Raw genomic sequence first — 24166 nt, forward strand, 5'->3', positions numbered from 1 at the left:
AAGGAAGCTATCTAGTTCAATACTTTATTTTCGCCAAACCATTTGGTAGAAATTTCGGCGGCTGTGCCGTCACTGCTGAGTTCATCCAGCGCCTTCTGCAGCTCATCGAGCAAAGCCTGATTGTCCTTCTTGATGCCAACACCATATTGCTCAGGGGCGAGGGATTCATCCAGCAGCTTGTATGTGTTCTGCTCAATGGACATATAGTATCTGGCTACTACTTCATCAATAACTACGCCGTCAAGACGGCCCGATTTCAGGTCAGTCAGGGCCAGCACGTTATCCGGGAACTCGGATACACCGGCAACCTCAGCCTTGATCGGGCTTGCATCTAGTGCGTCAGCGGCGGACGACAGGCTCTGAAGTCCCAGCTCTTTGCCGGCAAGATCCGCAAGTGTGGCCAGCGGGGAATCGGCAAGCACGACTACCACCTGGCTGTTTTCCAGATAGGGTCTGGTGAACAGCACCTTTTCCTTGCGCTCATCAGTGATCGTGTATCCGTTCCAGATCATATCAATACGTCCGCTGTTCAGCTCAGACTCCTTAGCTGACCAGTCGATTGGCTGGAAAGTAACCTCTTTGCCCATTTTTTCGGCAGCAGCCTTGGCATAGTCAATGTCGAAGCCGACGATTTCATTGTTCTCGTCCCGGAAGCCCATCGGTGCAAACTTGTCATCAATCCCGATAACCAGCTTGTTATCATCATTTCCTGATCCGGAGCAGCCTGCAATCACTGCAATAATCATTACCGTTAAAAGAATCCATACTCCCTTGCGTCTCATCTCTCTAATCCCCCTAGTAAAATTAAAATGTCCACACGCGCTTTAGTTCGTTAACACGTTATCAGGCTATCATAATAACATAGGATGTGAATTGCGTCGATAAAGGAGTGATCGGTTTCGTTGTCAATGGATAAATTGCAAACAATTAATTACAGCAAAATACTCCTGTGTTCCCGGTCACCATAGCGCTATCATTTCAGCAGGTATAATGGGTTAAGGCTGATATTACTCGCCCTGACACGATAACTTGTTGTAGGAGGAGAAATACTATGAGGAAGTATATCCCCAACCAGCACGGCGCCTGGGCCATGCTGATCCTTCCCTTCCTGTTCGGAATTGCTTCATCTGCAGGAAAAGCCATACATATCCCGCTGTTCATCTGCTGGCTGCTGATCTATCTGTTCAGCTTCCCGCTGCTGCAAGGCGTGAAGACCGGGAAATTCCGGCGATACGCCAAGCCGCTCAAGCTGTACGGGCTTCTGCTGGTCCCGTTTGTTATCTATCTGATTATCGCCGAGCCTGATCTGATCTGGTTTGTGCTTCCGCTGCTGCCGCTCTTTGCAGTCAATCTCTATTTTGCCAAAACAAAAAATGAACGCGCATTGGTGAACGATATTTCAGCGATCATTGCTTTTTCCCTGATCATATATCCGGTCTTCTACGTCGGACAGGGAGAGAGCTGGAGGACAGCCACAGAGCTGTTCCTCTTGTCGGCCCTGTACTTTACCGGGACTGCCCTCTATGTCAAAACAATCATCCGCGAGCGGAACAATGCCCGGTATTATTGCATATCCGTCGCTTATCATCTGCTGTTTGCGGCAGCAGGCCTGATTCTCTTCCCTCCGCTGTTTGTGCCCCTGCTGATTCTGCTGCTCCGGGCAGCCATCCTGCCCAAGACGGGAATTACAGCCAAACGTACCGGCATCACAGAAATTGGTTTTTCGGTCATGTTATACGCTGCAGTGCTGATTCTTTACTTTTAGAGAGTACAGAAGAACAATGAAAAAGGATGCTTCCCTATCGGCCATTCGATAGAAAAACATCCTTTTTTAATGTAAGTATTCAAAGTCTATTCCACAATCATATCCTGATTGCTCAACCCCGGCGGAACGATCGGATACACATTTGTCTCCTCGGTAATGTCGAACTCCATAATCACAAGGCCATCTGTATGCAGCGCCAGATCAATCATCTGCTCCGCTTCATCCATTGTGCGTGCCCGGAAGCCGTGAGCGCCGAAGGATTTGGCCAAGGCAACGAAGTCCGGTGAGCTGATCTTAACTGAAGAGTAGCGCTTGCCGAGGAACAGCTGCTGCCACTGTCTTACCATCCCCAGATAGCCGTTTTTGAAAATGGCCACCTTGACATTCAGGCCCAGATCGTCTGCTGTCATCATTTCCTGCATGTTCATCTGAATGCTTCCGTCTCCTGTAATACAGACGACAGGGCGGTCGGGATACGCAACGGCTGCGCCGATTGCAGCCGGCAGGCCAAACCCCATCGGGCCGTCCTGTTGCCGCCACATAGAAGGCTTCGTGTATAATCCTCGGCAGGTCAGCGATTTCCCTTACAATATAATTATGTTTGGTGATCGGCATCGTCATCCCGTAAATATCCACTTCCTGAAAGCTGTCGAGACCGATGAGCTCCGTCGAAACCTGGCCGGTAAAGACAACTAGCGGAACGGAGTCCATAAACGCGGTGGCAATTCCGGTCACGGCATTGGTGGCGCCAGGTCCGCTGGTAACCAGCGCTACACCTGTCAGTCCGGTTGCCCGGGCGTAACCATCTGCGGCATGAACAGCCGCCTGCTCGTGCCGGACCAGAACATGCTGCAGCCTGTCACAATCATATAACGCATCATACAAGGGCAATACGGCTCCGCCCGGATATCCGAATATCGTCTCCACCTCTTTTTCGATCAGCATTTGAATCAGCAGCCGGGCTCCGTTCATAGGTACATTTCGTCTCCTGTCTCATTAATATGTTTTTTCGAATCTGCGAAAAAAGACCTGCAATCCTGCTCCATCAACAGCTGAACGCCCCGCTTAGAGCCTAGCCTCCGATATAGGACATGCCAATCTTCGTTCTGCTGCCCGCAGTCTGCTCTGTCCGCTCATCGGAATAACGGTCGCTCCGCTGTTCCCATACCGCCCGAATTGCCTTCAGTAGACTGGCGTCATCTGCCCCGCCCCGGAGTAAAGCTCTTAGATCCAGTCCGCTGGAAGCAAACAGACAGGTGTAGAATTTCCCGTCGGAGGACAGCCTTGCCCGCGTACAAGAGGAACAAAACGATTCCGAGACAGAGGTAATAAAGCCCACCTCTGCCCCGTTGTCCTTATATCTGTAACGTTCGGCAACTTCACCGAAGTAACAATGGCCAAGCGCCTCCATATCAAAGCTGCTGTGGAGGCGCTCCAGCATTTCTTTTTTGGTGACAACCTTTTTAAAGCTCCAGCCGTTGTCATTGCCTACATCCATGAACTCAATGAACCGCAGGGTGATCCGCTTTTCCTTGAAATATCGGGCCATCGGCTCAATCTCCGATTCATTGACTCCCCGCTGCACCACCATATTCACCTTAACCTCAAAGCCTGTGTTTACGGCATGGTCAATGTTCTGCAGGATAATCCCGGATTTTAAGCCGCGCCCGTTCATTTTCCCGAATAATTCCGGGTCCAGTGCATCCAGGCTGACATTGAGTCTGCGCAGCCCGGCAGCATATAACGGCTCCGCCTGCTGTCCCAGCAGCACTCCGTTCGTGGTCAACCCCATATCCTCTACGCCGCCCATTGCACTTATACCTTCAACAAGCACGGGAAGCTCACGTCTCAGAAGCGGTTCTCCGCCGGTAAGACGGATTTTGGTTACGCCTAAGGAGACGAACAGCCGGGTAAGCCGGCGGATTTCATCAAAGGTCAGCAGCTCACTGCCGGGAAGAAACGCATAATCATCCCCGAACAGCTCTTTGGGCATGCAGTAGGAGCACCTGAAATTGCACCGGTCTGTTACGGATATCCGTAAATCGCGCATTGGACGATGCAATTGATCTTGTATAGGTAATGTTCTCATCTGTCTGGTCCTCCCCTTTCTGCAAGCTTACAGCAGCCATTCATCCGTTCCTTCCTCGACGCCCAGAAGCAGTACATCTACAGCAGTACCTGCCGAATATCCCCTGGTCCCTCCCGGCAGCACAATCAGGGAATTCCCCCGTGCGATCGAGGATACGGCGTTGGATTTGTTAAATCCGGCCGGCCGCACCGAGAAGCCGTCGTACACCGCCCGGATAAACCGGGTGAACGGATTGGCCTTGGAGAAATCCTCAGCAAGCACTGCCTTGGTGTAAGGCAGATATACCTTATCTGCTCCGGTCATTTGCAGAAGTGCCGGCCGGACAAACAGCTCAAAGCCGGTAAAGCAGGCTGATGGATTACCAGAGAGGCCGAACAGGTATTTGTTACCAGAGACGGCAACCGTAGTTACGCTGCCCGGACGCATCGCGACCTTGTTGAACAGCACCTCAGCCCCGATCCGGGCATAGATTTCAGGCAGATAATCATAATCACCGACGGATACCCCTCCGGTAGTGATCAGGCAATCCGTTTCCGATAGTGCCTGCTGTACAATCAGAAGGCTTTCCTCCAGCTGATCTGCGGCAGTTTCGTACATTTTGAACGGAATGCCCATCCGGGCTAACTGGGCAGCGATCATCGGACCGTTGCTGTTGCGGATCTTGCCAGGTTCCAGCGGAGAAGCAACGTCAAGCAGCTCTGTTCCGGTGGACAGGATGCCGACAACCGGCCGCCTTGCCACCTTGACCTGCGCATAACCAAACGTGGCCAGCAGTGCTATCGTACCGGGCTGGATGAAGCTGCCTGCAGGGATTATCTGCTCCCCGGCCTGCATATCCTCACCCTTCAGAGACAGATTCTCTCCGGACGCAAAGGCTTTACGGATCGTGAATTCCAGCGGACCGGCTTCAGCCGTCTGCTCGAACATCACTACCGCATCCGCACCTGCCGGAAGCGCCGCTCCAGTCATCAGCCGGACTGCTTCATAAGCGCCGACTGTAACACTTGAGACCTGCCCTGCACCGATATGATCCACGACAGTGAATGTTACACGGTTGCCGCCGGATGCTTCAGCAGAATCAGCCGAACGGATCGCGTAGCCGTCATAGGGTGAGCGGGTGAAATGCGGCACATCATGAGTCGCAGTCAGCGGCTCCGCCAGAATGCGGCCATAGCTTTCGGCAAGCGGTACACTTTCCGTGCCTGTGCGGACGGCTTTTGCAATAACTCTGGCCACTGCTTCCGCCACACTGACCGGATTTCTCGTCTTCTCCACCTTCATCTGCTCCTAACTTCGCTATACTGGAATCCGGCACTTCTGCCGGCTAATTATTTATTCGTAATATCGCTGAATGTTCCCACATAACGCACATCCTCACCAGTCTCATCCTTCACAGCGCTGATATTGAGCCATTGCAGATACTCCTGACCGTTCTTGCGCTTATTCCAGATTTCGCCCTGCCACATCCCTTTAGCCTTGATTTCACTCCACATGGAGCCGTAGAATTCCTTGGATTGGCGGCCAGATTTCAGGATGCTCGGCTGCTTGCCGAGGACTTCCTCCTCCGTATAGCCTGTAAGCTTGGAGAATGCGGGATTAACTGACTTGATCAGTCCGGTTACATCTGTGACCATAATCCCTTGCCCGGTCGAATTGAAAACTTCTGAAGTAAGAGCCAGTTTGTCATTAAAATACAGCCATACCACCAGCACCAGACTGGCCAGCGCAACCTGGGAGAGCAGCATGAAGCCGATCGAATACTGGCCGGTTGCCGCATGGATGATGGACAGCATAATTGGAGGGAAGAATCCGCCCAGGCCGCCCATCATCGACACGATCCCGTTGGCAATCCCCGCCTGCTTGTTGAAATACAGCGGAACTAATTTGAAAATGACCCCGTTGCCGATCCCCGCACTTACAGCAATGGCCAGGCAGCCGACGGTATAAAGCCCCATGGAGGGCATGAACGCAAGGATGATTGCTGCTACCGTATAGATGCTGAACGTGCCGATCAGCAGAAACAGCGGCTGGAATTTGTCGGCAAGCCATCCGCCTACCGGACGGAAAAACGTTGCTACCGCGATGAAACCGGCGGTACGCATCCCTGCATCCACTTTTTCCAGTCCAAAGTTGGAAACAAGGAAGCCCGGGAGGTAGATCGTAAACGCTACAAAGGAACCAAAGGTAATGAAGTAGAACAGTGAGAACAACCAGAGCTTTTCATTTTTGGCCACCCTTTTGATCTGTTCAATAATCGGTGTCTTCAGCTTGGGCTCATGACGGTCCCCGAAGAAGAAATTCAGGGCTATGAAGATAAGCAGCAGAATCAGATACAGCTTCACCGCAGGTCCCCAGCCGATCTGTGCTGCGATCATCGGAGCCGAAAAAGTGGTGACCGCTGTTCCGAGATTGCCGATCCCGTAGATCCCGTTCACCAGCCCGTGTTTATCCTTGGTGTAATATTTGGGCAGCGAAGTTACTCCTACAGAGAATACCGCGCCCCCTATTCCAAGGAACGTTCCGCCGATAATCAGGTGCGCCATCGTGGTTGCTTCACTGATGAAGTAAACCGGGAACAAGAGTAGAATGAAGCTGAACATAAAAATGATGCGTGCCCCTAAAATGTTGGCATAATAACCAAGCGGTATCCGCAGGATCGAGCCGAGTACAACCGGTATGGCGGTGACCATGGCCAGTTTGCCTGACGGGATACTGATGTCCTCGGAAATAAAAGGCATCAGTGAAGAGATAATCACCCATACCATAAATCCGGTAACCAGGTTTAGTGTTTGAAGCGGTAACTGCATTTTTTTGATCATTTAATTCTCACCTTTTTCGCCAATTATTCTCCTGATTGTATATAGTGAATATTTCCTGTTCTTATTGTATCTGCCGATCCCCGGCTCAGATATAGGGGAGTACCCTGTCCCTGACAGGGTAAACCCTGAAAATAAAATGAGGCGGCACTTCTGTTGCCTCCCGGCAAGAAAACAGCCCCGTAAGTTAAGGGACTACTCGCATCTGTAACTTTAACCGCAAAAATAAAAACAGCTGCTCCGTTCAGGAACAGCTGTTAGCTCACGTGATCAGCGTATTCAGTTTACCGGACAGCCGCTCCCGGTCACGGGGGCTCAGCAGGGTCTCTGCCATCGGGAACACCACCGTCTCCTCTTCCTTCGCGGTATGCTTATTGAGCGCCTGTATCATTAGACACGGGCTCCCCCTCCATTCGCCGTTCAGAAATCCAGCATTTTTTTACGCAACGCATATTCAACCAGCTCGGGCCGGCTCTTCAGGTTCAGCTTCTCCATGATCTTGGCCTTATGCGCTTCGACTGTCTTTACGGAAATAAACAGCTTCTCGGCAATCTCCTTGTTACCATAGCCCTTCGCAATCAGCGGCAGAATCTCCAGCTCCCGCTTGGATAACAGCTCAAACAGATCCTCGGTTGTGACCGTCTTATCCTTCTTAATGAATTCACGGACAAGTGAGGTCGCCATCTTGGGATGAATATACGTGCCGCCTTCATGAATCGTCCGGATCGCCAGCAGCAGCTCCTCATCCGGAGCGCTTTTGAGCACATAGCCGGATGCCCCGTTCTTCAGCACATGAAACAGGTATTCCTCGTCATCATGCATGGTCAGGATCAGGATCCGCGTATCGGGATAATCCTCCTTGATCTTCCCGGTCGCGATCAGCCCGCTCTCCCCCGGAGGCATGCTCAGATCCATAATCAGAATGTCCGGCCGGTGCTTGGTAACCAGCGTATAGGCTTCCCTGCCGTCCGCCGCTGTGCCGATTACTTCAATATCGTCCTGAAAATTAAGGATCATCGCAAACCCGCTGCGTACGATAGCATGGTCGTCTGCAATAACAATCTTCATTCAGCCGCTCATTCCTTCCCTTGTAACTTTTCTGCAGGAACCAGCAGCAGAATTCTTGTCCCTCTGCCCCTCTGCGATTCTACGCTGAACGTGCCGCCGACCAGCTCTGCGCGTTCCTGCATGCCAAAGAGGCCCAGCCCGGTTCCGCCGGGCTCATCTCCGGGATGGAAGCCTATGCCTTCATCTTCAACCTGCAGGCGCAGGATGCCGTCCTTTTCGGTCAGTGTAACCTTGACCATGTCCACCTGGGCATATTTGAGCGCATTCAGCACAGCCTCCTGGCATACCCGGTAGACAACCGTTTCAATCTCGCTGCCATAACGCTTCTCGGACAGGCGGGAATCGAAATCAATCACAAGGCCATAGCTCTGCTCCATCCGCTTGAAGTGGGAACGGAAGGCAGCCTCCAGTCCGAAATCATCAAGCGCAGCCGGCCGCAGCTCTACCGAGAGATTGCGGATATCGCTGAGCAGCCGGGTCATGGAGACCTCGGTCTGCTTCACCTTCCGCAGCAGCTGCTCGTCATCTGTCATATATTTAAGCACACGCAGGTCAATGACCGCACTCATTAACTCCTGGGCCACACTGTCATGCAACTCGCGGGAGATCCGCTTGCGCTCATTCTCCTGGGCTTCAATTACATGCTTCATCATTTTGTTCTGATAGAACTTTTCCTGGGTTTTGAATTGCCGGGTCAAGTCCCTCAGCATAAAGACGCGGATTCCCTGCTCGGCATCAATGGTATGAAAAGTGGCTGCATAAGGGACGATTCCCTTATCCCTTGTTTCCAGATAAACCTGATAGGAGGTAAAATTATCCGTATCCGGAGTATTGAAATAGCAGTTCAGACAGGTGAGCAGCTCAGTTTCACTTGTGTAGCCCCTGCAGGTACCGCATAGTGCCAGGGGATTTCCCTGATACAGCTGGGCCAGAATATCCTGGTCAATAATATTCTCTGCCGACGGATTCATCGCAAGCGCCTTACCGTCCCGGTCAAAAAAGAACATGGCCTCTGAGCTGTTCTCAAACAGCCTGCTCATGAGCAGATTCGTCAGATCTTTTCCGGGTGTACTCAACTCAGCAACAATTCCTTCCCGTTCAAGTCTCCAATGCCCCTGCGCGCGGTTGCTTCCAGAGTCTGCACCATCTCAGGGGTAACCTGCCGTTCACCTCTGAATCCGCCCAGCAGCACACCGGCTACACGGGCATCACTCCAGATAGGTACAGCGGCGATGCTGCGCAGATTCTCCATTTTTGTTATAGGATAAGTAAATAAGGAATCAGGCTGTACGTCTTTCTCTACAGAAGGCAGCAGAAACGGTTTTCCGGTCTTGAACACGATTCCGGCTATCCCTCTGCCTGATTGCAGAACGATCCGTTTGTACCGTTCATTCGTGTTCCCCGAGGCGTATTTCCAGCGGATCACATAATCATATTCCGCTGGTTCAGCAAGCGCCAGTGAGATGAAGTCATAACCGAGCGCCATGCGGATCCGGTCAAGCTCCCCCTGGTAATCCACCTTCTTCTTCATCGTTCCCACTCCTAATTGAACAGGGAAAGAACCAGCGGCTTCTTTCCTTTAATTCGTTTTATTTCTTCTGTATAGAATATAACTTCTGCCTATATAATTCAACGGAACACTCCAGACATGGACCAGCCGCGTAAACGGCCAGAAGGCAAAGATAGCAAAGCCTGACAGGATATGCAGTTTGAACGAAAACGGCACATCCGCCATCAGCGCAGGATCGGGACGGAACATGAACAGTCCGCGGAACCAGACGGAAATCGTATCCCGGTAGTCGAACTCCGGCTGTACAGCATTCGTTACTATAGTGGAGTACATCCCCATAAACACTATAAATAGAAGCAACGAGTTGACAATCAGGTCAGATGCGCTGCTGAGCCTGCGGACGTTCCTGATCGTAAAGCGCCGCGCCGTAAGGATCAGCATACCGGCCAGAGTGGCGGCACCGAAAATTCCTCCGATGTAAACAGCACCGATATGGTAGAGATGATCACTGACACCCACTGCCTCCAGCCACGATTTGGGAACGGCAAGACCGCCGATATGGCCGAGAATAACCGGCATAATCCCGAGGTGGAACAGGATGCTGCCGAATTTCAGCTGCTTTTTCTCAATAAACTCACTGGATTTGGCCGTCCAGTTGAACTGGTCCCTGCGGTAACGGAAGATATGACCGAATATAAAAACCACCAGGCTCATATAGGGGAAAATGACCCAGAAAAACTGACCGTACATATTCATTGACTCAGGGCCTCCTGTTCAGCACAAGCTTTAAATGTTTCGCGCAGCCCCTTCACCAGATGGAAATAGGGACTGTTGTTTTTCTCAAGCGCCATGAGCAGATGGTACGTGCCATCCTCCAGAATCGCGATCAGCATCCGGAAGTTCTCCGGGGCATCCGGGTTATCCAGCCACTCTGCAGCATACAGAAATTCACACATCAGCGGCAAAAAATCGGGCAGCTCCCCTTCCGGCATTTCCAGCCCGAACATTTCATAGAGCAGCTTCAGCTTCGCCAGCATCTGCCCCCGTTCCTTAGCATCTTCGAATTTGAAGTAAGTCATATATAAGGCGCAATCCTTCTGAAAATCAAAGGTGGCCGCATAGCCCTCCTGAATCCCCTCCAGACTGTAACTCTGCATCTGTGTCCAGTACTGGTGCACATGGGTATAACCGGGATGATCCTTGCTGAACACCTCCTCCAAAAAAGCCGGATGAAAATCCAGCTTCTCGGGATACATGAGCTGCAGGGCGAAATATCCGAAGGACTCCTTGTAGCTGTACAATTTGGTCAGATTAATCACGCCAAATCCCTCCGTAGAAATTCTCCTCATACATGTCTTTGCCGGTCTTCAGGCTTTCTCCGATGGAGCTGGCTGCTCCGCAGCCGTCACAGCCGGAACCGGAGCCGGTACCCATATCCCCCATTGTATTGCCGTAGCCGGCCGAACCTTGGGCACGGTAAGGATTCATGTGCTGCTCTTTGTGTGAGGTCGGGATGACGAACCGGTCCTCATATTTGGCGATCGCCAGCAGCCGGTACATCTGCTCCATCTGCTGGGCGGTCATTCCGACACGGTCCAAACGGCTCTGATCAAATTCCTGGCCGGAGGATTGGGCACGCATGTAAGAGCGCATCATCGCCATCCGCTGCAGGGCTTCTTTGACGGTCTGCGTATCACCTGCAGTCAGCATATTCGCCAGATACTGGATCGGCGTGCGCATCTCTTCAATCGCCGGGAAAATCATATCCGGATTCTTCAATGAATCCTTGCCCTCGAAATAGTTCATGATCGGGCTAAGCGGCGGTACATACCAGACCATCGGCAGCGTCCGGTATTCCGGATGCAGCGGGAACGCCAGCTTGTGCTCAATCGCCAGCTTGTATACCGGTGAGTTCTGGGCGGCTTCCAGCCAGTCCTCGGAAATGCCGTCTTTTCTGGCCTGGGCAATGACCGCAGGATCATGCGGATTCATAAACAAATCGCATTGCGCCTTGTACAGGTCCTGCACATCAGGTGTCGAAGCTGCCTCAAGCACCTTGTCGGCATCATAGAGCAGAACGCCCAGATAACGGATGCGTCCGGTACAGGTCTCCGAGCAGACTGTCGGCAGCCCTGCCTCCACGCGCGGGAAGCAGAAGGTGCATTTCTCCGCCTTGTTGGTCTGCCAGTTGAAATAGACCTTCTTGTACGGACAGCCAGTCATGCAGTATCTCCAGCCGCGGCAGGCTTCCTGGTCAACCAGGACGATGCCGTCCTCTTCCCGTTTGTACATCGCTCCTGAAGGACAGGAGGCGACGCAACTCGGGTTCAGACAGTGCTCGCAGAGGCGGGGCAGATAGACCATAAACGATTTCTCGAAGTTGAATTTGATCTCTTCCTCGATTTTCTGGATGTTCGGGTCGAGCGGACCGGTGACATGGGCGCCTGCCAGATCGTCCTCCCAGTTCGGGCCCCATTCCAGATCCATCTTTTCGCCGGTTACTGCCGAATGCGCCCGTGCTACCGGTGAATGATTCTGTTCCCCTGCATTGGTCAGATGCTCATAGTTGTATGTCCACGGCTCGTAGTAATCCTTCATTTCCGGCATGTCCGGGTTATAAAAGATTTTACCGAGCGCGATCTTGGACAGCTTATTACCGGACTTCAGCTCAAGCTTGCCCTTGCGCAGTTGCCAGCCGCCCTTGTAAAGCTCCTGGTCCTCCCAGCGCTTCGGATAGCCGATGCCGGGCTTCGTTTCCACGTTGTTGAACCACATGTATTCCGCACCCTTGCGGTTCGTCCAGGTCGTTTTGCAGGTGACGCTGCAGGTATGACAGCCGATGCATTTATCCAGATTCATTACCATTGCATCTTGCGCTTTAATTTTCAAGCCAGTTAACCTCCTTCATTTTGCGTACGGCTACGTAGACATCACGCTGGTTGCCGATCGGGCCATAGTAGTTGAAACCGTAGCTTAGCTGTGCGTATCCGCCGACCATCTGGGTAGGCTTCAGATGAATCCGTGTAGGCGCATTATGGCTTCCGCCGCGGGTATCGGTAATCTCCGACCCCGGAACCTGAATATGTTTGTCCTGAGCATGGTACATGAACATGGTGCCTCTCGGCATCCGGTGGCTGACTACCGCCCGCGCGGTAACGACCCCGTTACGGTTGTATACTTCCAGCCAGTCATTATCCGCAATGTTATGGGCTGCAGCGTCTTCATTGTTAATCCATACGGTCGGACCTCCGCGGAACAGGGTCAGCATGTGCTGGTTATCCTGATAGGTGGAGTGAATGTTCCATTTGCCGTGAGGTGTCAAATATCTCAACACCAGCGAATCCTGGCCGCCCTTAACTGCCTTGTCACGCGGGCCGAAGACCATCGGCGGCAGTGTCGGCTTAAATACCGGCAGGGATTCCCCGTACTGCAGGAAAATTTCGTGATCTATATAGAAATGCTGTCTTCCGGTCAGCGTACGGAACGGCACAAGACGTTCGATGTTCGTAGTAAACGGAGAATACCGGCGTCCCTGCTTGTTCGAGCCGCTGAATACCGGCGTCGGTATGACCTCACGCGGCTGTGCAGTGATGCTCTGGAAGGTAATCTTCTCTGCTGCACGGTCTGCTGAAATATCCTTCAGCGGAACCCCGTGATCCTTCTCGGCTGACTCATAAGCCTTCTGGGATACACGGCCGTTGGTCGCCGAGGACAGATGGAGAATCGTATCCGCCGCCTGGCGGGCAGTCTGCAGCTTGGGCAGGCCGTTTTTGATCGATTCGTCAAAGTAAACGCCGCTAAGCTTCTTTAATTCCTCATATTCCTCGGCAACCGAGAAGCTGACGCCGTGTGCGCCGGCTTTGCCGACTGCCAGATTTGGCCCGAGCGAAATGTATTTATCATGAATTTTGCTATAATCACGTTCCACAATGCTCAGGTTCGGCATCGTTTTACCCGGAATGGCCTCCACTTCACCTTTGGCCCAGTCTTTGACCAGACCCATCGGCTGGGAGATTTCGCTGATCGAGTCATGACCGAGCGGTGAAGCAACGATGTCCTTGTATACGCCCGGCAGATGGGTTTTCGCCATTTCCGAGAATACCTCAGACAGCTGGCGGTAAATGTCCCAGTCCGAACGCGATTCCCACAGCGGATTGACCGCCGGGTTGAACGGGTGAACGAACGGATGCATGTCAGTGGACGAAAGGTCTGTTTTCTCGTACCAGGTTGCCGCTGGCAGCACAATGTCTGCATAGAGCGGAGTTGTGGTCATCCGGAAATCCATCGCTACCATCAGATCCAGCTTGCCTTCCACATCCTCGCGCCAGATGATTTCTTCCGGCTTCTGCTCCTCATTAGGCTCAGCAAGCAGGCCGTCCGAAGCGCCGAGCAGATGCTTCATGAAGTATTCCTGGCCTTTGGCTGAGCTTGAGATCAGATTGGAACGCCAGATAAAGAGCGAACGCGGGAAGTTCTCCGGTGCGCCCGGATCTTCCACCGCAAAGCGGGTTTTGCGCGATTTGATCTCCTCCAGCGCATGGCCGATGATCTCGCTGTTGGATTTCTTGCCTTCCCGGGCCGCTTCTTCCGCGAACAGCAGGCTGTTCTTGTTGAACTGCGGGAAGGACGGCAGCCAGCCGAGGCGTGCAGCCAGCACGTTGTAATCGGCCGGATGCTGGTAAGCAAGTTCTCCGCCGGTTGGGGATTTCAGCGAATCGGTTCCGCTCTCCTCGTACCGCCACTGCTCGGTGGCGAAATAGAAGAAGGAGGTCGCATTCTGCTGCCGCGCCGGACCCTGCCAGTCCTTGGCGAATGCCACGGTGGACCAGCCTTCAATCGGACGGCATTTCTCCTGGCCGACATAATGCGCCCAGCCGCCGCCGTTAACGCCTTGTGAAGCAGTCAGGACCACCAGGTTCAGAATGGAACGGTAGATGGTATCACTGTTGAACCAGTGATTAATTCCGGCTCCCATAATAATCATCGAGCGCCCGCCTGTATCAATGGCATTCTGGGCGAACTCGCGGGCGATCTGTACCACGACACTGGCTTTCACTGTCGTAATCTGCTCCTGCCATGCCGGAGTGTAATGAGATGCTTCGTCATAGTAGTCTTTGGCGTTATGCGGGCTGTCGGTACGGGCAATCCCGTACTGGCTAAGCATCAGATCGTAGACAGTAGCTACATAGCGCTCCGTTCCGTCAGCCAGCTGCATTTTGCGGGCCGGAATCATCCGCCGGAATGTGCCGTTGCCGGAGTTGTCAAAGAACGGGAATACGATTTCGGTCCATTCTCCGCCATGGCCTTCAATACTAAGTGCCGGCTCAACCTTGCTGCCGTCTTCATTCTCAAGAATCAGGTTCCACTTCTTGCCTTCTTCCCAGCGCTGGCCCATCGTGCCGTTAGGGACAATCACCTTACCGGCTGCCTCATCATAGATGACAGGCTTCCATTCCGAATGCGGCGTGCTGTCCCCGAGGTCGCTTGCCCGAAGGAAGCGTCCGCCCTTCCAGGCATCTTCATGCGGATCGAGCAAAATCAGGAACGGCATATCTGTATATTGCTTGGCATAGTTCAGGAACATCGGCTCCTGCCGTTCCTGGTAGAATTCATTCAGAATGACATGGGTCATGGCCTGGGCCACTGCCGCATCTGTTCCGGGATTCGGCGCCAGCCAGTTGTCGGCGAATTTCACATTCTCCGCAAGGTCAGGTGCAACAGAAACGACCTTGGTTCCCTTATAGCGGACCTCTGTCATGAAGTGCGCATCCGGTGTCCGTGTCAGCGGGACATTCGAGCCCCACATGATCAGATAGCCGGAATTGTACCAGTCTGAGGACTCCGGCACATCGGTCTGCTCACCCCAGATCTGCGGGGAAGCCGGCGGCAGATCGGCATACCAGTCATAGAAGCTCAGCATCTGGCCGCCGAGCAGCGAGATAAAGCGGGCGCCGGAAGCATAGCTGACCATCGACATGGCCGGAATCGGCGTAAAGCCGGCGATCCGGTCTGGTCCGTACTTGCGGATCGTATAGATCAGCTGAGCCGAAATCAGATGCAGCGCATCGTCCCAGGCTACGCGGATATGGCCGCCTTTGCCGCGCGCTTTTTTGTACTGGCTGGCTTTCTCGGGATCTTCCACAATGCTGGCCCAGGCATCGACATAATTGCCATGCTCCTGCAGGGCCGCCTGCCACAGCCGCCACAGCTTGCCGCGCACATACGGATATTTCACACGCAGCGGGCTGTACTCATACCAGGAGAAGGTCGCTCCACGCGGACAGCCGCGCGGTTCAAACTCCGGCATATCCGGTCCGCAGGAAGGGTAGTCAATTTGCTGGTTTTCCCAGGTGATGATTCCGTTCTTCACGAATACCTTCCAGCTGCAGGAGCCGGTACAGTTAACGCCATGAGTAGTGCGGACGACTTTATCGTGAGACCAGCGCTGGCGGTACATATTTTCCCAATCTCTATTTTTCTCTTCAAGAATGGACCATTTTCCGGAATAGCTCTCAATCGGTTTAAAAAAGTTAAGGCCGAATTTCTTCTTCATCGGTTACGTACACTCCTTTGCAGAATGAAGGACATGGTAGCGCGAATCTATTCAATCATTCAATTAATATCATTATGGAGCTGGACGCCGGCAGTTCCCATTAGGGAAACACCTATTGCGCTGCGGGAAATCCCTCGATCTGCTGAAACGGCAAAAACGCCTTCCCCAAAACCGGGAAAAGCGCTGCTACAGCCCTCTTTCTTCACTGCCGGAAGCCCGTACAAGGGAGTTCCCTCTTTGTTGTACGGGGAATACCTTACCGGGAATTTCACTACCAGCTGATATGCTATACTGATCAAAAATACGGAGAGGATGAACGACATGGGAGGACCTTCATTACGCCAGCGGCATGCCCATCATGCCATTCATGAGAGTGGTCTGTCGGGTGCAATCGGCATAACCGAGGAAGTAGAGGAGCTGCTTGAGGCAAAGGAATTCGAGGTGGCCCGTCAGGCAGCCGAGCATCTGCTTGAATACTGGGAAACACGGATTCTCAGTCACGCCGATGCGGAGGAAGACGGCTTCTATCAGGAGATGGAAGAGAAGCAGCCGGAGCTAAAGGACACTGTTATCCGGCTGACACGTGATCACGAATTACTGCGGACCATCGTCAGGGACACCCAGGCCCGGCTGACCCGGGAAGGGCTCACACCGGAAGTGCTCCATCAATTTCACGCCCTGCTGGTTGTTAATGCTATTCATAGCAGGGAGGAGGAGCGTCTGCTGTTCGGGGAGGCATAACCTGCTCCGGCTGCACCAGAAGAACCCGCAAATCATCTTTGTTATATGATCCGGGAACTGGTTACCCTCGGAATGAAGGAGATCAGATTCATAACCAGTACTTTGCTCCGGCTCTGCAATTACAGAACAGCTAGACCTGTGCGTCTGGTCACCCTTGCTCCTTTCCGGCTTGAGCTATCCTTTGGTATAGAAGCCGCTTTGAGCGGTATACATATTCAGGAGGATTGCTCAAATGGAAAAGGTAGCTGTAGATTATGAGAAAATGTACTACGGGTTCCCGGTTATCCTGGTCAGCTTTTATGATGCGGATGGTAAGCCGAACGTAACGCCTATCTCCTCTTCCTATTCACTGAAGGACATGATGATGCTGGGCTTCAGCAGCAAAGGCTATGCCGTTAACCAGATCAAGGCGGTGCGGGATTTCGTCATCAATATTCCCGGCCGTTCGTTGATGGACGTGATTACCTACTGCGGCGCGCATTCCGGACAAGAGTTCAGCAAATTTGACCACGTTGATCTGACGCATGAGCAGGCGCACACTGTCAATGCACCCGCTATCCGGGAATGCATGATTGCCATTGAATGTACTTTGATCCATGTTATTGAGCATGACCAGTTTAAGGGAATTACCAACATTCTGGCCAAGATCAAGGGCCGTTATGTTGCCGGAAAGGTGTTGAATGAGGAAGGCGGGCTGCAGGCCTCAGAGCTCGACAACATTCTCTATTTCGGAGACGGCCGGCACAAGAGCTTCCGTTTTATGCAATAGGCTGCCCATAAGCATGTACTTACAGCAGCTGCACCATATTTTAATGTAACGTTCCAGCGCACAGCAGCGCTTCCCCGGATGCCGGAGAAGCGCTGCTTGTTTGTTATTATTCATTTAAAAATAATCTCGTCCAGCCTCACTGTTCCTGAATGAACAGCAACTTTTAATTTGGAACTGCCGGCAGCCGCCAAGCCTACCGCCGGAGTAGTCTGCTTGTGCTCCCCAGACTGAAGCGTTAATGAAGCTATTTCCCGATCATCCTGAAAAAGAGCCACAACCGCCGGCCCATTACAACTATAGGTGAATGAGATACTGCTGTCCTCCCGCGTATTGTTGATCGTATAAGCGGCGAACTCTCCTGCCTCAAGCTCAAGCAGGAACCTGTCCCACAAAATATCGAAGAAGAATCGTTTAGTCAAGTCTCCCCTTGGTATCCCCTCTATTATATGCATGCCGGTTCCTGACCGGTATTTGAAAGGGTTCCCTTGATGGCGCAGCCCGCTGAATGACAGTCCTTTGCCGGGCAGCTGATCAAAATCCGTTGCCCGGACGGTACAGCCCGGTGTCCTGAATACTGCGTCCGTTACCTCAGTATTATACCGGCAGTTTTCAACCCTGATGTTCTCCAAATACTGCTCCAGAATTGCACCAGCCTGTTCATAACCGGGATGGACGCCCCCTCTGGTGTAATCCATGAGCAGATTCCAGCCTTCCGGCAGATTAACAGAATACGGAGAGTTGGTGTTGTCCATCTTTTTCCACGGCCACAGATTGTAGCCGATATTCAGTTCCGCAGCCAGCGGATAGATGGCGGTATACCATTCGTTCAAATTCTCACCGCTCTCCCCCAGCCAAAGCGGCGCATTCAATCTCGCGGACACCTCAAGGAATTCTGTGAAAGAACTAAGATCCGGGTAGCAGGCATACCTGTGGAAATGAATGATCATATTGTCATCATACTTTTTGTGAAAAATGCTGGTGTCCGTCGCCCAGTGATGCCCTTCAATAGAGAGCATATGCTTATCATCCACTGCCCGGATGGCCGCAACCGCTTCCTCATAAAACCGGACAAGCTGCGGAACCAGATAGTCAAAATCCTGTCCGGCAGAAGGAGTCTTGATCGGTTCGTTCAGCAGGTCATAGCCGCCGACAATCCAGCGGTCCTTGTACCGTTCAGCGAGCTGCCTCCACAGGGCAAGCCCCTTATTCCAGCTATCCTCATCCGTGAACAGCCGCGGCACATCATCAACAGAATCGTCGATATTTGCACCCGTCTGGCCACCCGGAGCACCGTGCAGATCCAGAAAGGCATATATCTTAAACTCCTCACACCAGTCCAGGCAGCGGTCAATGAGCCTAAACCCGTCCTCCTTCCAGACAATTCCCGGCTCATCCTCCATCAGAATACGCCAGTTGAACGGAATACGCACAGAATTGTATCCCTGCCCGGCCATCAGCCGGATGTCTTCCCTTGTGATGTAGCTGTTACGGAATGCCGTCCAGAACTGCTCCGCGAACGTTGTTCCTGTAAGTTCACGGAGCACAGCCTCAATCCTTGACGGCCGGTCAAACCGGCTGTTTCCGTCCGTAGTCCACATATACCCTTCCGGAAGCAGCCAGTTGCCAAGTCCCCAACCGCTAAGCAATACCTCTTCGCCCTTGCCGTTTACAACCGTTCTGCCTTCAGCCCTAAGAAATCCGCTAACCCTCGATCTGCTCATTTTCTCATTCATCTGTCCGGCCTCCTCCTGCAGTAATATATGAAGCGGTTACAATAATCACATCCGGGACTAATTTTCTATGTAATATGCGAATACTGTCTCAACAGGCTTGAAGTACAAATAACCGTCGTCTTCCCAGGGCTGAAAATGCAGATCCATCCGCGAATCTTCCCACGGGACCGGGGTTCCTGTGGTGCTCAGCCGCCCCGGAACTACAGGCTCTTCCACAACGGACGGAAATTCCTGATAGCCGAACAGCAGATTCTCGTGCATGGCGATAATATCGTATTTATTGCCGTGGAACGCCCGTTCCTCCTGCAGCTGGTAATGATAATAAATATAGCTGGCTACCTTTTCGCGCTTCAGTTGGGCCACTCTTCCCCCCCGCCGCTCTACTGCCGCTTTGCGCAGCCAGTGCTCATACCCGGCCGGTTCATTGAAATGAAAGACATCAATCATCTCTATCCACTTCCGCGGAGCCGCTTCGCCTTCCCAGTCAATCAGATATTGTCCGGCGGCACCGGCCAGATTCACGGGTTCAACCTGTTCGCTGATGCACTCGTAATAGAGAAAGACATTATTTAGCCAGGAAAAAGCTGCTGCAGTCATAAGCACCCCGTCCTGTACAAGCTGTTTAGCCCGGATGTCTTCCTGCAATGCCTGCAGGCCGGCTGCTGCCTGTCCCTCTTTCCAGATTCCCCTGTAAATCTTGCGTGAAATCATATCATGGTTTCCCCCTGTTATGCTTGTCCTTGTTTGCGATAAAGCGCTACAATACCTACTATAACATAGGGCTTAACGGTCAGAAAGAACCGGCTGCATTATCCTGTACATAGGATAATGCAGCCGGTTGTGTTAAACCCTGACCTGCAGGATTGCCTGACGCATATCGCTGGTACTCACACTGATTACTCTTGAGGCTTCGTATACCTCTCTTATCTTCTCCAGCTGTAGATCGGTAAGCTCGCGGATCTGGCGGGTCTGCTCGGTAACCCCGCCGGCAATCATAGCCATGCTGCCAACAGTGGCGGCTACCTCCTGTGAACCGGCAGACAGCTCCTCTGCTGTTGCAGATACATCTACGATCTGTTCCGCCACTTCCCGGAATGCGGCTGCTGCAAGCACCAGGGCTTCCTCTGCCCCGGTGGACATTCGAACACCTTCTCCTACCTCGCTTGAAGCCTCCGTCATCTGTGTACTTATACCGGAGGATATTGTTCCGATATGTATCAGCAAGTCTGCAACACGCTCCACTGCCGAAGCAGAGCCTTCCGCCAGCTTGCGTACCTCGCCGGCAACGACGGTGAATCCCCGTCCGTGTTCTCCTGCCCGGGCTGCTTCTATCGAAGCATTGAGCGCCAGAAGCTTCGTCTGGTCGGCGAACTGTCTGATTGCCGCCAGAGCACCCTCAATTTCAGCAGTGTAGCCCTGAAGAAGGACAGCCATATTCATCGTCTCGTCGGTTGATTCAGCAATGGATTCCATTTGCCGGCTCATCCGGGACATGGCGGTCTGGGAGGTATTTACCTTATCCAGCGCCTGAACGGCAGTCTCCGATACAGAAGCGGAGGCAGCCGAGATCCGGGCGATTCCCTGCGCCATCTCATCCATCGCCAGCGCACTGCTCTGCGCCCCTTCCGTCTGCGTGCTTGCTCCGGAGTAAATATCTCCGATCTTTACGTTCACCGTTTCACTCATCCGCAGCACATCATCCGCATTTCTGGCGAAGGTCTCTGAGGTGCCGTACAGGTAATCAGAGGCTGATGATACATTCGAGACCATTCCTTTTACCCGGATATTCAGTTCGCCTGACATTTTGAGCATAGCCTGATAGGCGGTTCCGATCTCATCCCGGGATTTGACCGGCCGTCCGTGCAGAATCCGGGAAGCCTCCGCCAGATCCCCGCCGGCCATCGCCCCCGCACCTGCAGTTATCGTATGCAGCGGACGCAAGGAACGGGTGATAAACCAGGCAATAACGCCAAGCGCAATCAGGGATACTGCAAGAATAATACTGTAGAGCGGCAGGCTCTGGAGCAGCACATCCCGGGTCAGTGAACTGACCACGGTGACATCCGTATCGATTCCCAGCGCCCCGATGAGCGCACCCTGTTCATTTTTGACAGGTACAAAGGCGGAAATGTAATCACCGTATTCAGGATTCTTGATCAGCTCAGAGCTGGCATTTTCCCCTGCGAGGACGGACTTGACTGCAGTATCCGGCATATCCGTCTCCTCATTGATCGGAGATGCCAGCGGGTCGCCAGGCGGTCTGCCGTCAATCATCAGCAGCGGCTGGCCGGCTTCATCGATTTTCACGAAATAGACATACCGGGCTCCGATGGATGTACGGAACTGGTCCAGTTCATCCCTCAGCGACCAGTAGAGTTCCGACTCCTGCGGATCTTCCAGAAACACACTGTAGCGTCCGGCATCGAGCTGTGTTACATAATGGCTTGCGATGTTCATGTTGTAGCTGCTGATGGTTCCTTGAACGGCTGACCCGGTATTCACCCATTGGATGGCGAGATTACCGGCCGTGATACCAAGGATAACTGCTGTGGTCACACAGAGAATCCGGGCTATTAGACTTTTTCGGATAAAAGCAAACATAGAAGCCTTCCCTTTCGCGCACATCAGTTGCGTTTGTTGTAGTGGGGATTTGCCGAATTGGCTATGACAAAAGTCCCTCTAACGGAAATTTTCGACAACTTTTATGAAAATCCTTTTTTTCCATTCATAATTTGCCGCATATACTCTGGAAAAAACGGAAAGCTGCCGCTATACTTAAAATAACCCGACTATTTGACTTGGAAATGGAGAATGAATACATATGATTACTCATTCAGCTCCTTCTATAAAAAAACAGGTATATGACCGGATTTTCGAGCATGGTACCGTTTCGAAGGCTGATTTATTGCAGTATTTTGCCGTGGCCAGCAGCAGTCTGACCCGGCTGCTGGAAGACATGATTTCACAGGGGCTGATTATCGTCTCCGGCTTCGGCAGCTCAACCGGCGGAAGGAAGCCTGTTCTGTTCCAGACCAACCCCAGCCACCGCTATCTGCTGGGGCTTGAAATATCCAGACTGTATTCCAAGCTGGGACTGTATGATCTGCATCTCAAGACTTTATCTCTGACACGCTGGGAGATGGATGCCGGGATGACCCCGGAACGTCTGGTGGACCTTGTCGGTAAAGCTGCGGATGCCTTTATGGCCAAGGAAGGGATATCATCACAGCAGGTGCTGGGGATCGGCGTTGGTGCGGTGGGTCCGCTGGATCAGAAGACCGGGGTGATTCTGGAGCCGGAGCTATTCCCCTCACCTTTCTGGAAGAACGTACCGGTAGGTGAGATGCTGACTGCGCGGCTGGGAATTCCGGCCAAGCTGGACAATGGCGCGAACACGGCGTTAATCGGCGAACACTGGGCCTTCCGCGGGGAAAATATCGAGCATGCGCTTTATGTCCATGCCGGGGCCAATATCCGTTCCGGACTAATGTCCGGCGGCAAAATCATCCGCGGTGCCGTTGACACAGAAGGAGCGGTCGGACAGATGATCATCCGGACCGAGGGGCCACGGCTGAGGGATAAGGGGAACTATGGTGCACTTGAAGCCTTTGTATCTGTACCTTCACTTGAGGAGCGGGTCCGCAGCCAGCTAAGCAGCGGTCGGAGCAGCCTCCTGTCGGCGCTTGCCCCGGAGCGCGTCAATTTCACCGTGCTGGTCGATGCCCTGACAAAGGGTGATCCGCTCGTTAAGGAGCAGTTTACCGAAACGGCCCGTTATCTGGGCATCGGACTGGCCAACCTGATCAATACCTTCCATCCCGAATATGTCATTCTCGGCGGTCCGCTGGTCAGTGCCGACCCGCTGGTCTTCCAGACAGCCGTAGAAGTTGCTAAGAAGAATACGTACCGATACCCGGAGTACAGTCCCGTCTTCACGCAGGGTGCACTCACCGATGAAGCAGTGGCGACCGGAGCGGCAATCATGCTGCTTCACGAATGGGAACTGAATTAAAAGCTGCGGTGACCTCCTCGACAACATCATAAATGGATTTGTGATTTCATTATTCGATGACGCTGCATAAAGAAACAGCCTGTACCGGATCAATAATCCGGTACAGGCTGTTTGGCGTAATTACCGGCGATTACACCGGGTTATGGGCTATTTAGTAAGTCTTTGCCTGATCAGCACAGCCAGCTCATCTGCCGTATCCCAGACGAGCGGACGGATGTCATGCAGCTGGACATCAAGCTGCGCGGCTCCGCTGCTGTGGACGGTCCAGATTACCGGAATGCCCAGCCCAAGCGCATAGCCTGCTGCGAAATAGACACCTGCTGAGCGGCCGGTTAAATCAGCAATGATCAATTTGCTCTCGGCAAGCTGCTCCAGCGGATACTGCCCGCTGACATTCACCGACGGCAGATAACCGTATTGGCCGACTGTGGACACTAAATCTTCCTGCCACATGGCGATATGCTCATCATTGGCGGGAAGAAGCACGGAGCAGGGCTTTAATTTCTTGCCGCCCGCACTGGCGGCGGCTTCATTCCATCCCTGCTGCGTGAGCTGAAAATTCATCCCTTCCCGGATGAGCAGCTGCTCGCTTCCAAGCTTGTCTATGATATATACCAATTCCTGCAGGTTAGGGGAATAGGTCAGGTTATAGCTGGCAGACAGCGGATGAATCGTAACAGGATCCCCCGGAGACTCAGAGTGCCGGTACAGGAACTGCAGCAGCCGGTTTCCTTTGTCCTCAATCGTTACCGGGGTTTTGGGACCCCCTGCTATGGCCTCCAGATCACCGGATGAAAGATGGACGTGCTCGCCACAATCCGTCTTTTCCCTGATGTAGCCTGAAACAACATGCAGCAGATCCCGTTTGGCAGCATGCGGCAGCGCATTAATCACATCATAGCTGTCCTTACGGAGGGAATAGAAGCCGCCTGGAGAGCAGGAGCAATCCAGATAACGGTCATATTCCCCTTCCCGTTCGATCGGAACAATAGCATCACAGAACAAACAGTGTTTCTTAGTCATACAACTTATCACCTCGTATCCATTGCTACCCTCTACCATAACACTATTTTGCCGGCAGAAGACTGGTAAATGGCACCAGGTCAATGA

General features: G+C 52.8%; 21 protein-coding genes and 1 pseudogene. 4 read left to right on the forward strand and 18 right to left on the reverse strand.

The window, feature by feature from the left end:
* Window positions 1-11: 11 nt before the first annotated feature.
* Window positions 12-782: an amino acid ABC transporter substrate-binding protein gene (locus M2108_RS02345; protein WP_277467500.1), complete on the reverse strand. Its 771-nt coding sequence runs from the start codon at window positions 780-782 to the stop codon at window positions 12-14.
* Window positions 783-1051: 269 nt separating this feature from the next.
* Here M2108_RS02345 and M2108_RS02350 point away from each other — a divergent pair, with 269 nt between their 5' ends.
* Window positions 1052-1765 (forward strand): YwiC-like family protein, encoded by a 714-nt coding sequence (locus M2108_RS02350; protein ID WP_277467499.1) that lies wholly within the window; start codon window positions 1052-1054, stop codon window positions 1763-1765.
* Between the two features lie 86 nt (window positions 1766-1851).
* Here M2108_RS02350 and M2108_RS31535 read toward each other — a convergent pair whose 3' ends face one another.
* The 13 genes and pseudogenes from M2108_RS31535 to M2108_RS02410 all read right to left on the reverse strand — a co-directional run bounded on the left by M2108_RS31535 (window position 1852) and on the right by M2108_RS02410 (window position 15801).
* Window positions 1852-2307 (reverse strand): thiamine pyrophosphate-dependent enzyme, encoded by a 456-nt coding sequence (locus M2108_RS31535; RefSeq protein ID WP_481857200.1) that lies wholly within the window; start codon window positions 2305-2307, stop codon window positions 1852-1854.
* Window positions 2276-2737 (reverse strand): annotated as a pseudogene (locus M2108_RS31540) (thiamine pyrophosphate-binding protein); the annotation flags it as partial. The gene M2108_RS31535 and the pseudogene M2108_RS31540, both read right to left, overlap by 32 nt.
* A 100-nt stretch (window positions 2738-2837) precedes the next feature.
* Window positions 2838-3854, reverse strand: coding sequence for a GTP 3',8-cyclase MoaA (moaA, locus tag M2108_RS02360; protein WP_277467498.1), 1017 nt, complete (start codon window positions 3852-3854; stop codon window positions 2838-2840).
* Between the two features lie 27 nt (window positions 3855-3881).
* Complete coding sequence (locus tag M2108_RS02365; protein WP_481857201.1) at window positions 3882-5129, reverse strand: molybdopterin molybdotransferase MoeA; 1248 nt, start codon at window positions 5127-5129, stop codon at window positions 3882-3884.
* Between the two features lie 53 nt (window positions 5130-5182).
* Entirely contained in the window at window positions 5183-6673 is a 1491-nt protein-coding gene (locus M2108_RS02370; protein ID WP_277467495.1) for a nitrate/nitrite transporter, read from the reverse strand.
* Between the two features lie 259 nt (window positions 6674-6932).
* Window positions 6933-7061 (reverse strand): hypothetical protein, encoded by a 129-nt coding sequence (locus M2108_RS02375; RefSeq protein WP_277467494.1) that lies wholly within the window; start codon window positions 7059-7061, stop codon window positions 6933-6935.
* Between the two features lie 29 nt (window positions 7062-7090).
* Window positions 7091-7738, reverse strand: coding sequence for a response regulator transcription factor (locus M2108_RS02380; protein WP_277467493.1), 648 nt, complete (start codon window positions 7736-7738; stop codon window positions 7091-7093).
* Between the two features lie 8 nt (window positions 7739-7746).
* Window positions 7747-8778 (reverse strand): sensor histidine kinase, encoded by a 1032-nt coding sequence (locus M2108_RS02385; RefSeq protein ID WP_277467795.1) that lies wholly within the window; start codon window positions 8776-8778, stop codon window positions 7747-7749.
* 32 nt (window positions 8779-8810) lie between these two features.
* Entirely contained in the window at window positions 8811-9269 is a 459-nt protein-coding gene (locus tag M2108_RS02390; protein WP_277467491.1) for a GAF domain-containing protein, read from the reverse strand.
* A 48-nt stretch (window positions 9270-9317) separates the two neighbouring features.
* Window positions 9318-10004 (reverse strand): respiratory nitrate reductase subunit gamma, encoded by a 687-nt coding sequence (gene narI / locus M2108_RS02395; protein ID WP_277467490.1) that lies wholly within the window; start codon window positions 10002-10004, stop codon window positions 9318-9320.
* Window positions 10001-10567 carry a nitrate reductase molybdenum cofactor assembly chaperone gene (gene narJ / locus M2108_RS02400; RefSeq protein ID WP_277467488.1) on the reverse strand — a complete coding sequence of 189 codons (567 nt, stop codon included), beginning with the start codon at window positions 10565-10567 and terminating at the stop codon, window positions 10001-10003. The genes narI and narJ overlap by 4 nt, the downstream gene beginning before the upstream one ends.
* Window positions 10560-12137, reverse strand: coding sequence for a nitrate reductase subunit beta (gene narH / locus M2108_RS02405; RefSeq protein ID WP_277467487.1), 1578 nt, complete (start codon window positions 12135-12137; stop codon window positions 10560-10562). Before narH ends, narJ begins: the two co-directional genes overlap by 8 nt.
* Window positions 12127-15801: a nitrate reductase subunit alpha gene (locus M2108_RS02410; RefSeq protein WP_277467486.1), complete on the reverse strand. Its 3675-nt coding sequence runs from the start codon at window positions 15799-15801 to the stop codon at window positions 12127-12129. The genes narH and M2108_RS02410 overlap by 11 nt, the downstream gene beginning before the upstream one ends.
* Before the next feature lie 321 nt (window positions 15802-16122).
* Between M2108_RS02410 and M2108_RS02415 the strand changes: the two genes are divergently transcribed.
* Window positions 16123-16542 carry a hemerythrin domain-containing protein gene (locus tag M2108_RS02415; RefSeq protein ID WP_277467485.1) on the forward strand — a complete coding sequence of 140 codons (420 nt, stop codon included), beginning with the start codon at window positions 16123-16125 and terminating at the stop codon, window positions 16540-16542.
* A 232-nt stretch (window positions 16543-16774) separates the two neighbouring features.
* Window positions 16775-17311: a flavin reductase family protein gene (locus M2108_RS02420; RefSeq protein WP_277467484.1), complete on the forward strand. Its 537-nt coding sequence runs from the start codon at window positions 16775-16777 to the stop codon at window positions 17309-17311.
* A 110-nt stretch (window positions 17312-17421) separates the two neighbouring features.
* Here M2108_RS02420 and M2108_RS02425 read toward each other — a convergent pair whose 3' ends face one another.
* From M2108_RS02425 to M2108_RS02435, 3 genes are all read right to left on the reverse strand, one after another.
* A complete protein-coding gene (locus M2108_RS02425) occupies window positions 17422-19044 on the reverse strand; it encodes a glycoside hydrolase family 5 protein (RefSeq protein WP_277467482.1) in 1623 nt (540 codons plus the stop codon).
* Window positions 19045-19101: 57 nt separating this feature from the next.
* Window positions 19102-19755, reverse strand: coding sequence for a hypothetical protein (locus tag M2108_RS02430; protein WP_277467481.1), 654 nt, complete (start codon window positions 19753-19755; stop codon window positions 19102-19104).
* A gap of 132 nt (window positions 19756-19887) precedes the next feature.
* The gene (locus M2108_RS02435; RefSeq protein WP_277467480.1) at window positions 19888-21645 is read right to left on the reverse strand and encodes a methyl-accepting chemotaxis protein; all 1758 of its coding nucleotides are present in this window, start codon (window positions 21643-21645) and stop codon (window positions 19888-19890) included.
* Window positions 21646-21865: 220 nt separating this feature from the next.
* Here M2108_RS02435 and M2108_RS02440 point away from each other — a divergent pair, with 220 nt between their 5' ends.
* Window positions 21866-23056: an ROK family protein gene (locus M2108_RS02440; RefSeq protein WP_277467479.1), complete on the forward strand. Its 1191-nt coding sequence runs from the start codon at window positions 21866-21868 to the stop codon at window positions 23054-23056.
* Window positions 23057-23203: 147 nt separating this feature from the next.
* On the opposite strand, the gene M2108_RS02445 is transcribed toward M2108_RS02440, so the two are convergent.
* Window positions 23204-24079 (reverse strand): hypothetical protein, encoded by an 876-nt coding sequence (locus M2108_RS02445; protein WP_277467478.1) that lies wholly within the window; start codon window positions 24077-24079, stop codon window positions 23204-23206.
* Window positions 24080-24166: the final 87 nt, after the last annotated feature.

It is taken from the genome of Paenibacillus sp. PastM-3, from assembly GCF_029893965.1.
In the GTDB taxonomy this organism is placed as follows: Bacteria; Bacillota; Bacilli; order Paenibacillales; family Paenibacillaceae; genus Paenibacillus_AQ.

Excerpts from the sequence above, each read along its gene's own strand:
- M2108_RS02345 (WP_277467500.1), bottom strand. The coding sequence starts at position 782 with ATGAGACGCAAGGGAGTATGGATTCTTTTAACGGTAATGATTATTGCA.
- M2108_RS02350 (WP_277467499.1), top strand. The coding sequence starts at position 1,052 with ATGAGGAAGTATATCCCCAACCAGCACGGCGCCTGGGCCATGCTGATC.
- M2108_RS31535 (WP_481857200.1), bottom strand. The coding sequence starts at position 2,307 with ATGTGGCGGCAACAGGACGGCCCGATGGGGTTTGGCCTGCCGGCTGCA.
- moaA (WP_277467498.1), bottom strand. The coding sequence starts at position 3,854 with ATGAGAACATTACCTATACAAGATCAATTGCATCGTCCAATGCGCGAT.
- M2108_RS02370 (WP_277467495.1), bottom strand. The coding sequence starts at position 6,673 with ATGATCAAAAAAATGCAGTTACCGCTTCAAACACTAAACCTGGTTACC.
- M2108_RS02375 (WP_277467494.1), bottom strand. The coding sequence starts at position 7,061 with ATGATACAGGCGCTCAATAAGCATACCGCGAAGGAAGAGGAGACGGTG.
- M2108_RS02380 (WP_277467493.1), bottom strand. The coding sequence starts at position 7,738 with ATGAAGATTGTTATTGCAGACGACCATGCTATCGTACGCAGCGGGTTT.
- M2108_RS02385 (WP_277467795.1), bottom strand. The coding sequence starts at position 8,778 with ATGAGCAGGCTGTTTGAGAACAGCTCAGAGGCCATGTTCTTTTTTGAC.
- M2108_RS02390 (WP_277467491.1), bottom strand. The coding sequence starts at position 9,269 with ATGAAGAAGAAGGTGGATTACCAGGGGGAGCTTGACCGGATCCGCATG.
- narI (WP_277467490.1), bottom strand. The coding sequence starts at position 10,004 with ATGAATATGTACGGTCAGTTTTTCTGGGTCATTTTCCCCTATATGAGC.
- M2108_RS02410 (WP_277467486.1), bottom strand. The coding sequence starts at position 15,801 with ATGAAGAAGAAATTCGGCCTTAACTTTTTTAAACCGATTGAGAGCTAT.
- M2108_RS02415 (WP_277467485.1), top strand. The coding sequence starts at position 16,123 with ATGGGAGGACCTTCATTACGCCAGCGGCATGCCCATCATGCCATTCAT.
- M2108_RS02420 (WP_277467484.1), top strand. The coding sequence starts at position 16,775 with ATGGAAAAGGTAGCTGTAGATTATGAGAAAATGTACTACGGGTTCCCG.
- M2108_RS02425 (WP_277467482.1), bottom strand. The coding sequence starts at position 19,044 with ATGAATGAGAAAATGAGCAGATCGAGGGTTAGCGGATTTCTTAGGGCT.
- M2108_RS02430 (WP_277467481.1), bottom strand. The coding sequence starts at position 19,755 with ATGATTTCACGCAAGATTTACAGGGGAATCTGGAAAGAGGGACAGGCA.
- M2108_RS02435 (WP_277467480.1), bottom strand. The coding sequence starts at position 21,645 with ATGTTTGCTTTTATCCGAAAAAGTCTAATAGCCCGGATTCTCTGTGTG.
- M2108_RS02440 (WP_277467479.1), top strand. The coding sequence starts at position 21,866 with ATGATTACTCATTCAGCTCCTTCTATAAAAAAACAGGTATATGACCGG.
- M2108_RS02445 (WP_277467478.1), bottom strand. The coding sequence starts at position 24,079 with ATGACTAAGAAACACTGTTTGTTCTGTGATGCTATTGTTCCGATCGAA.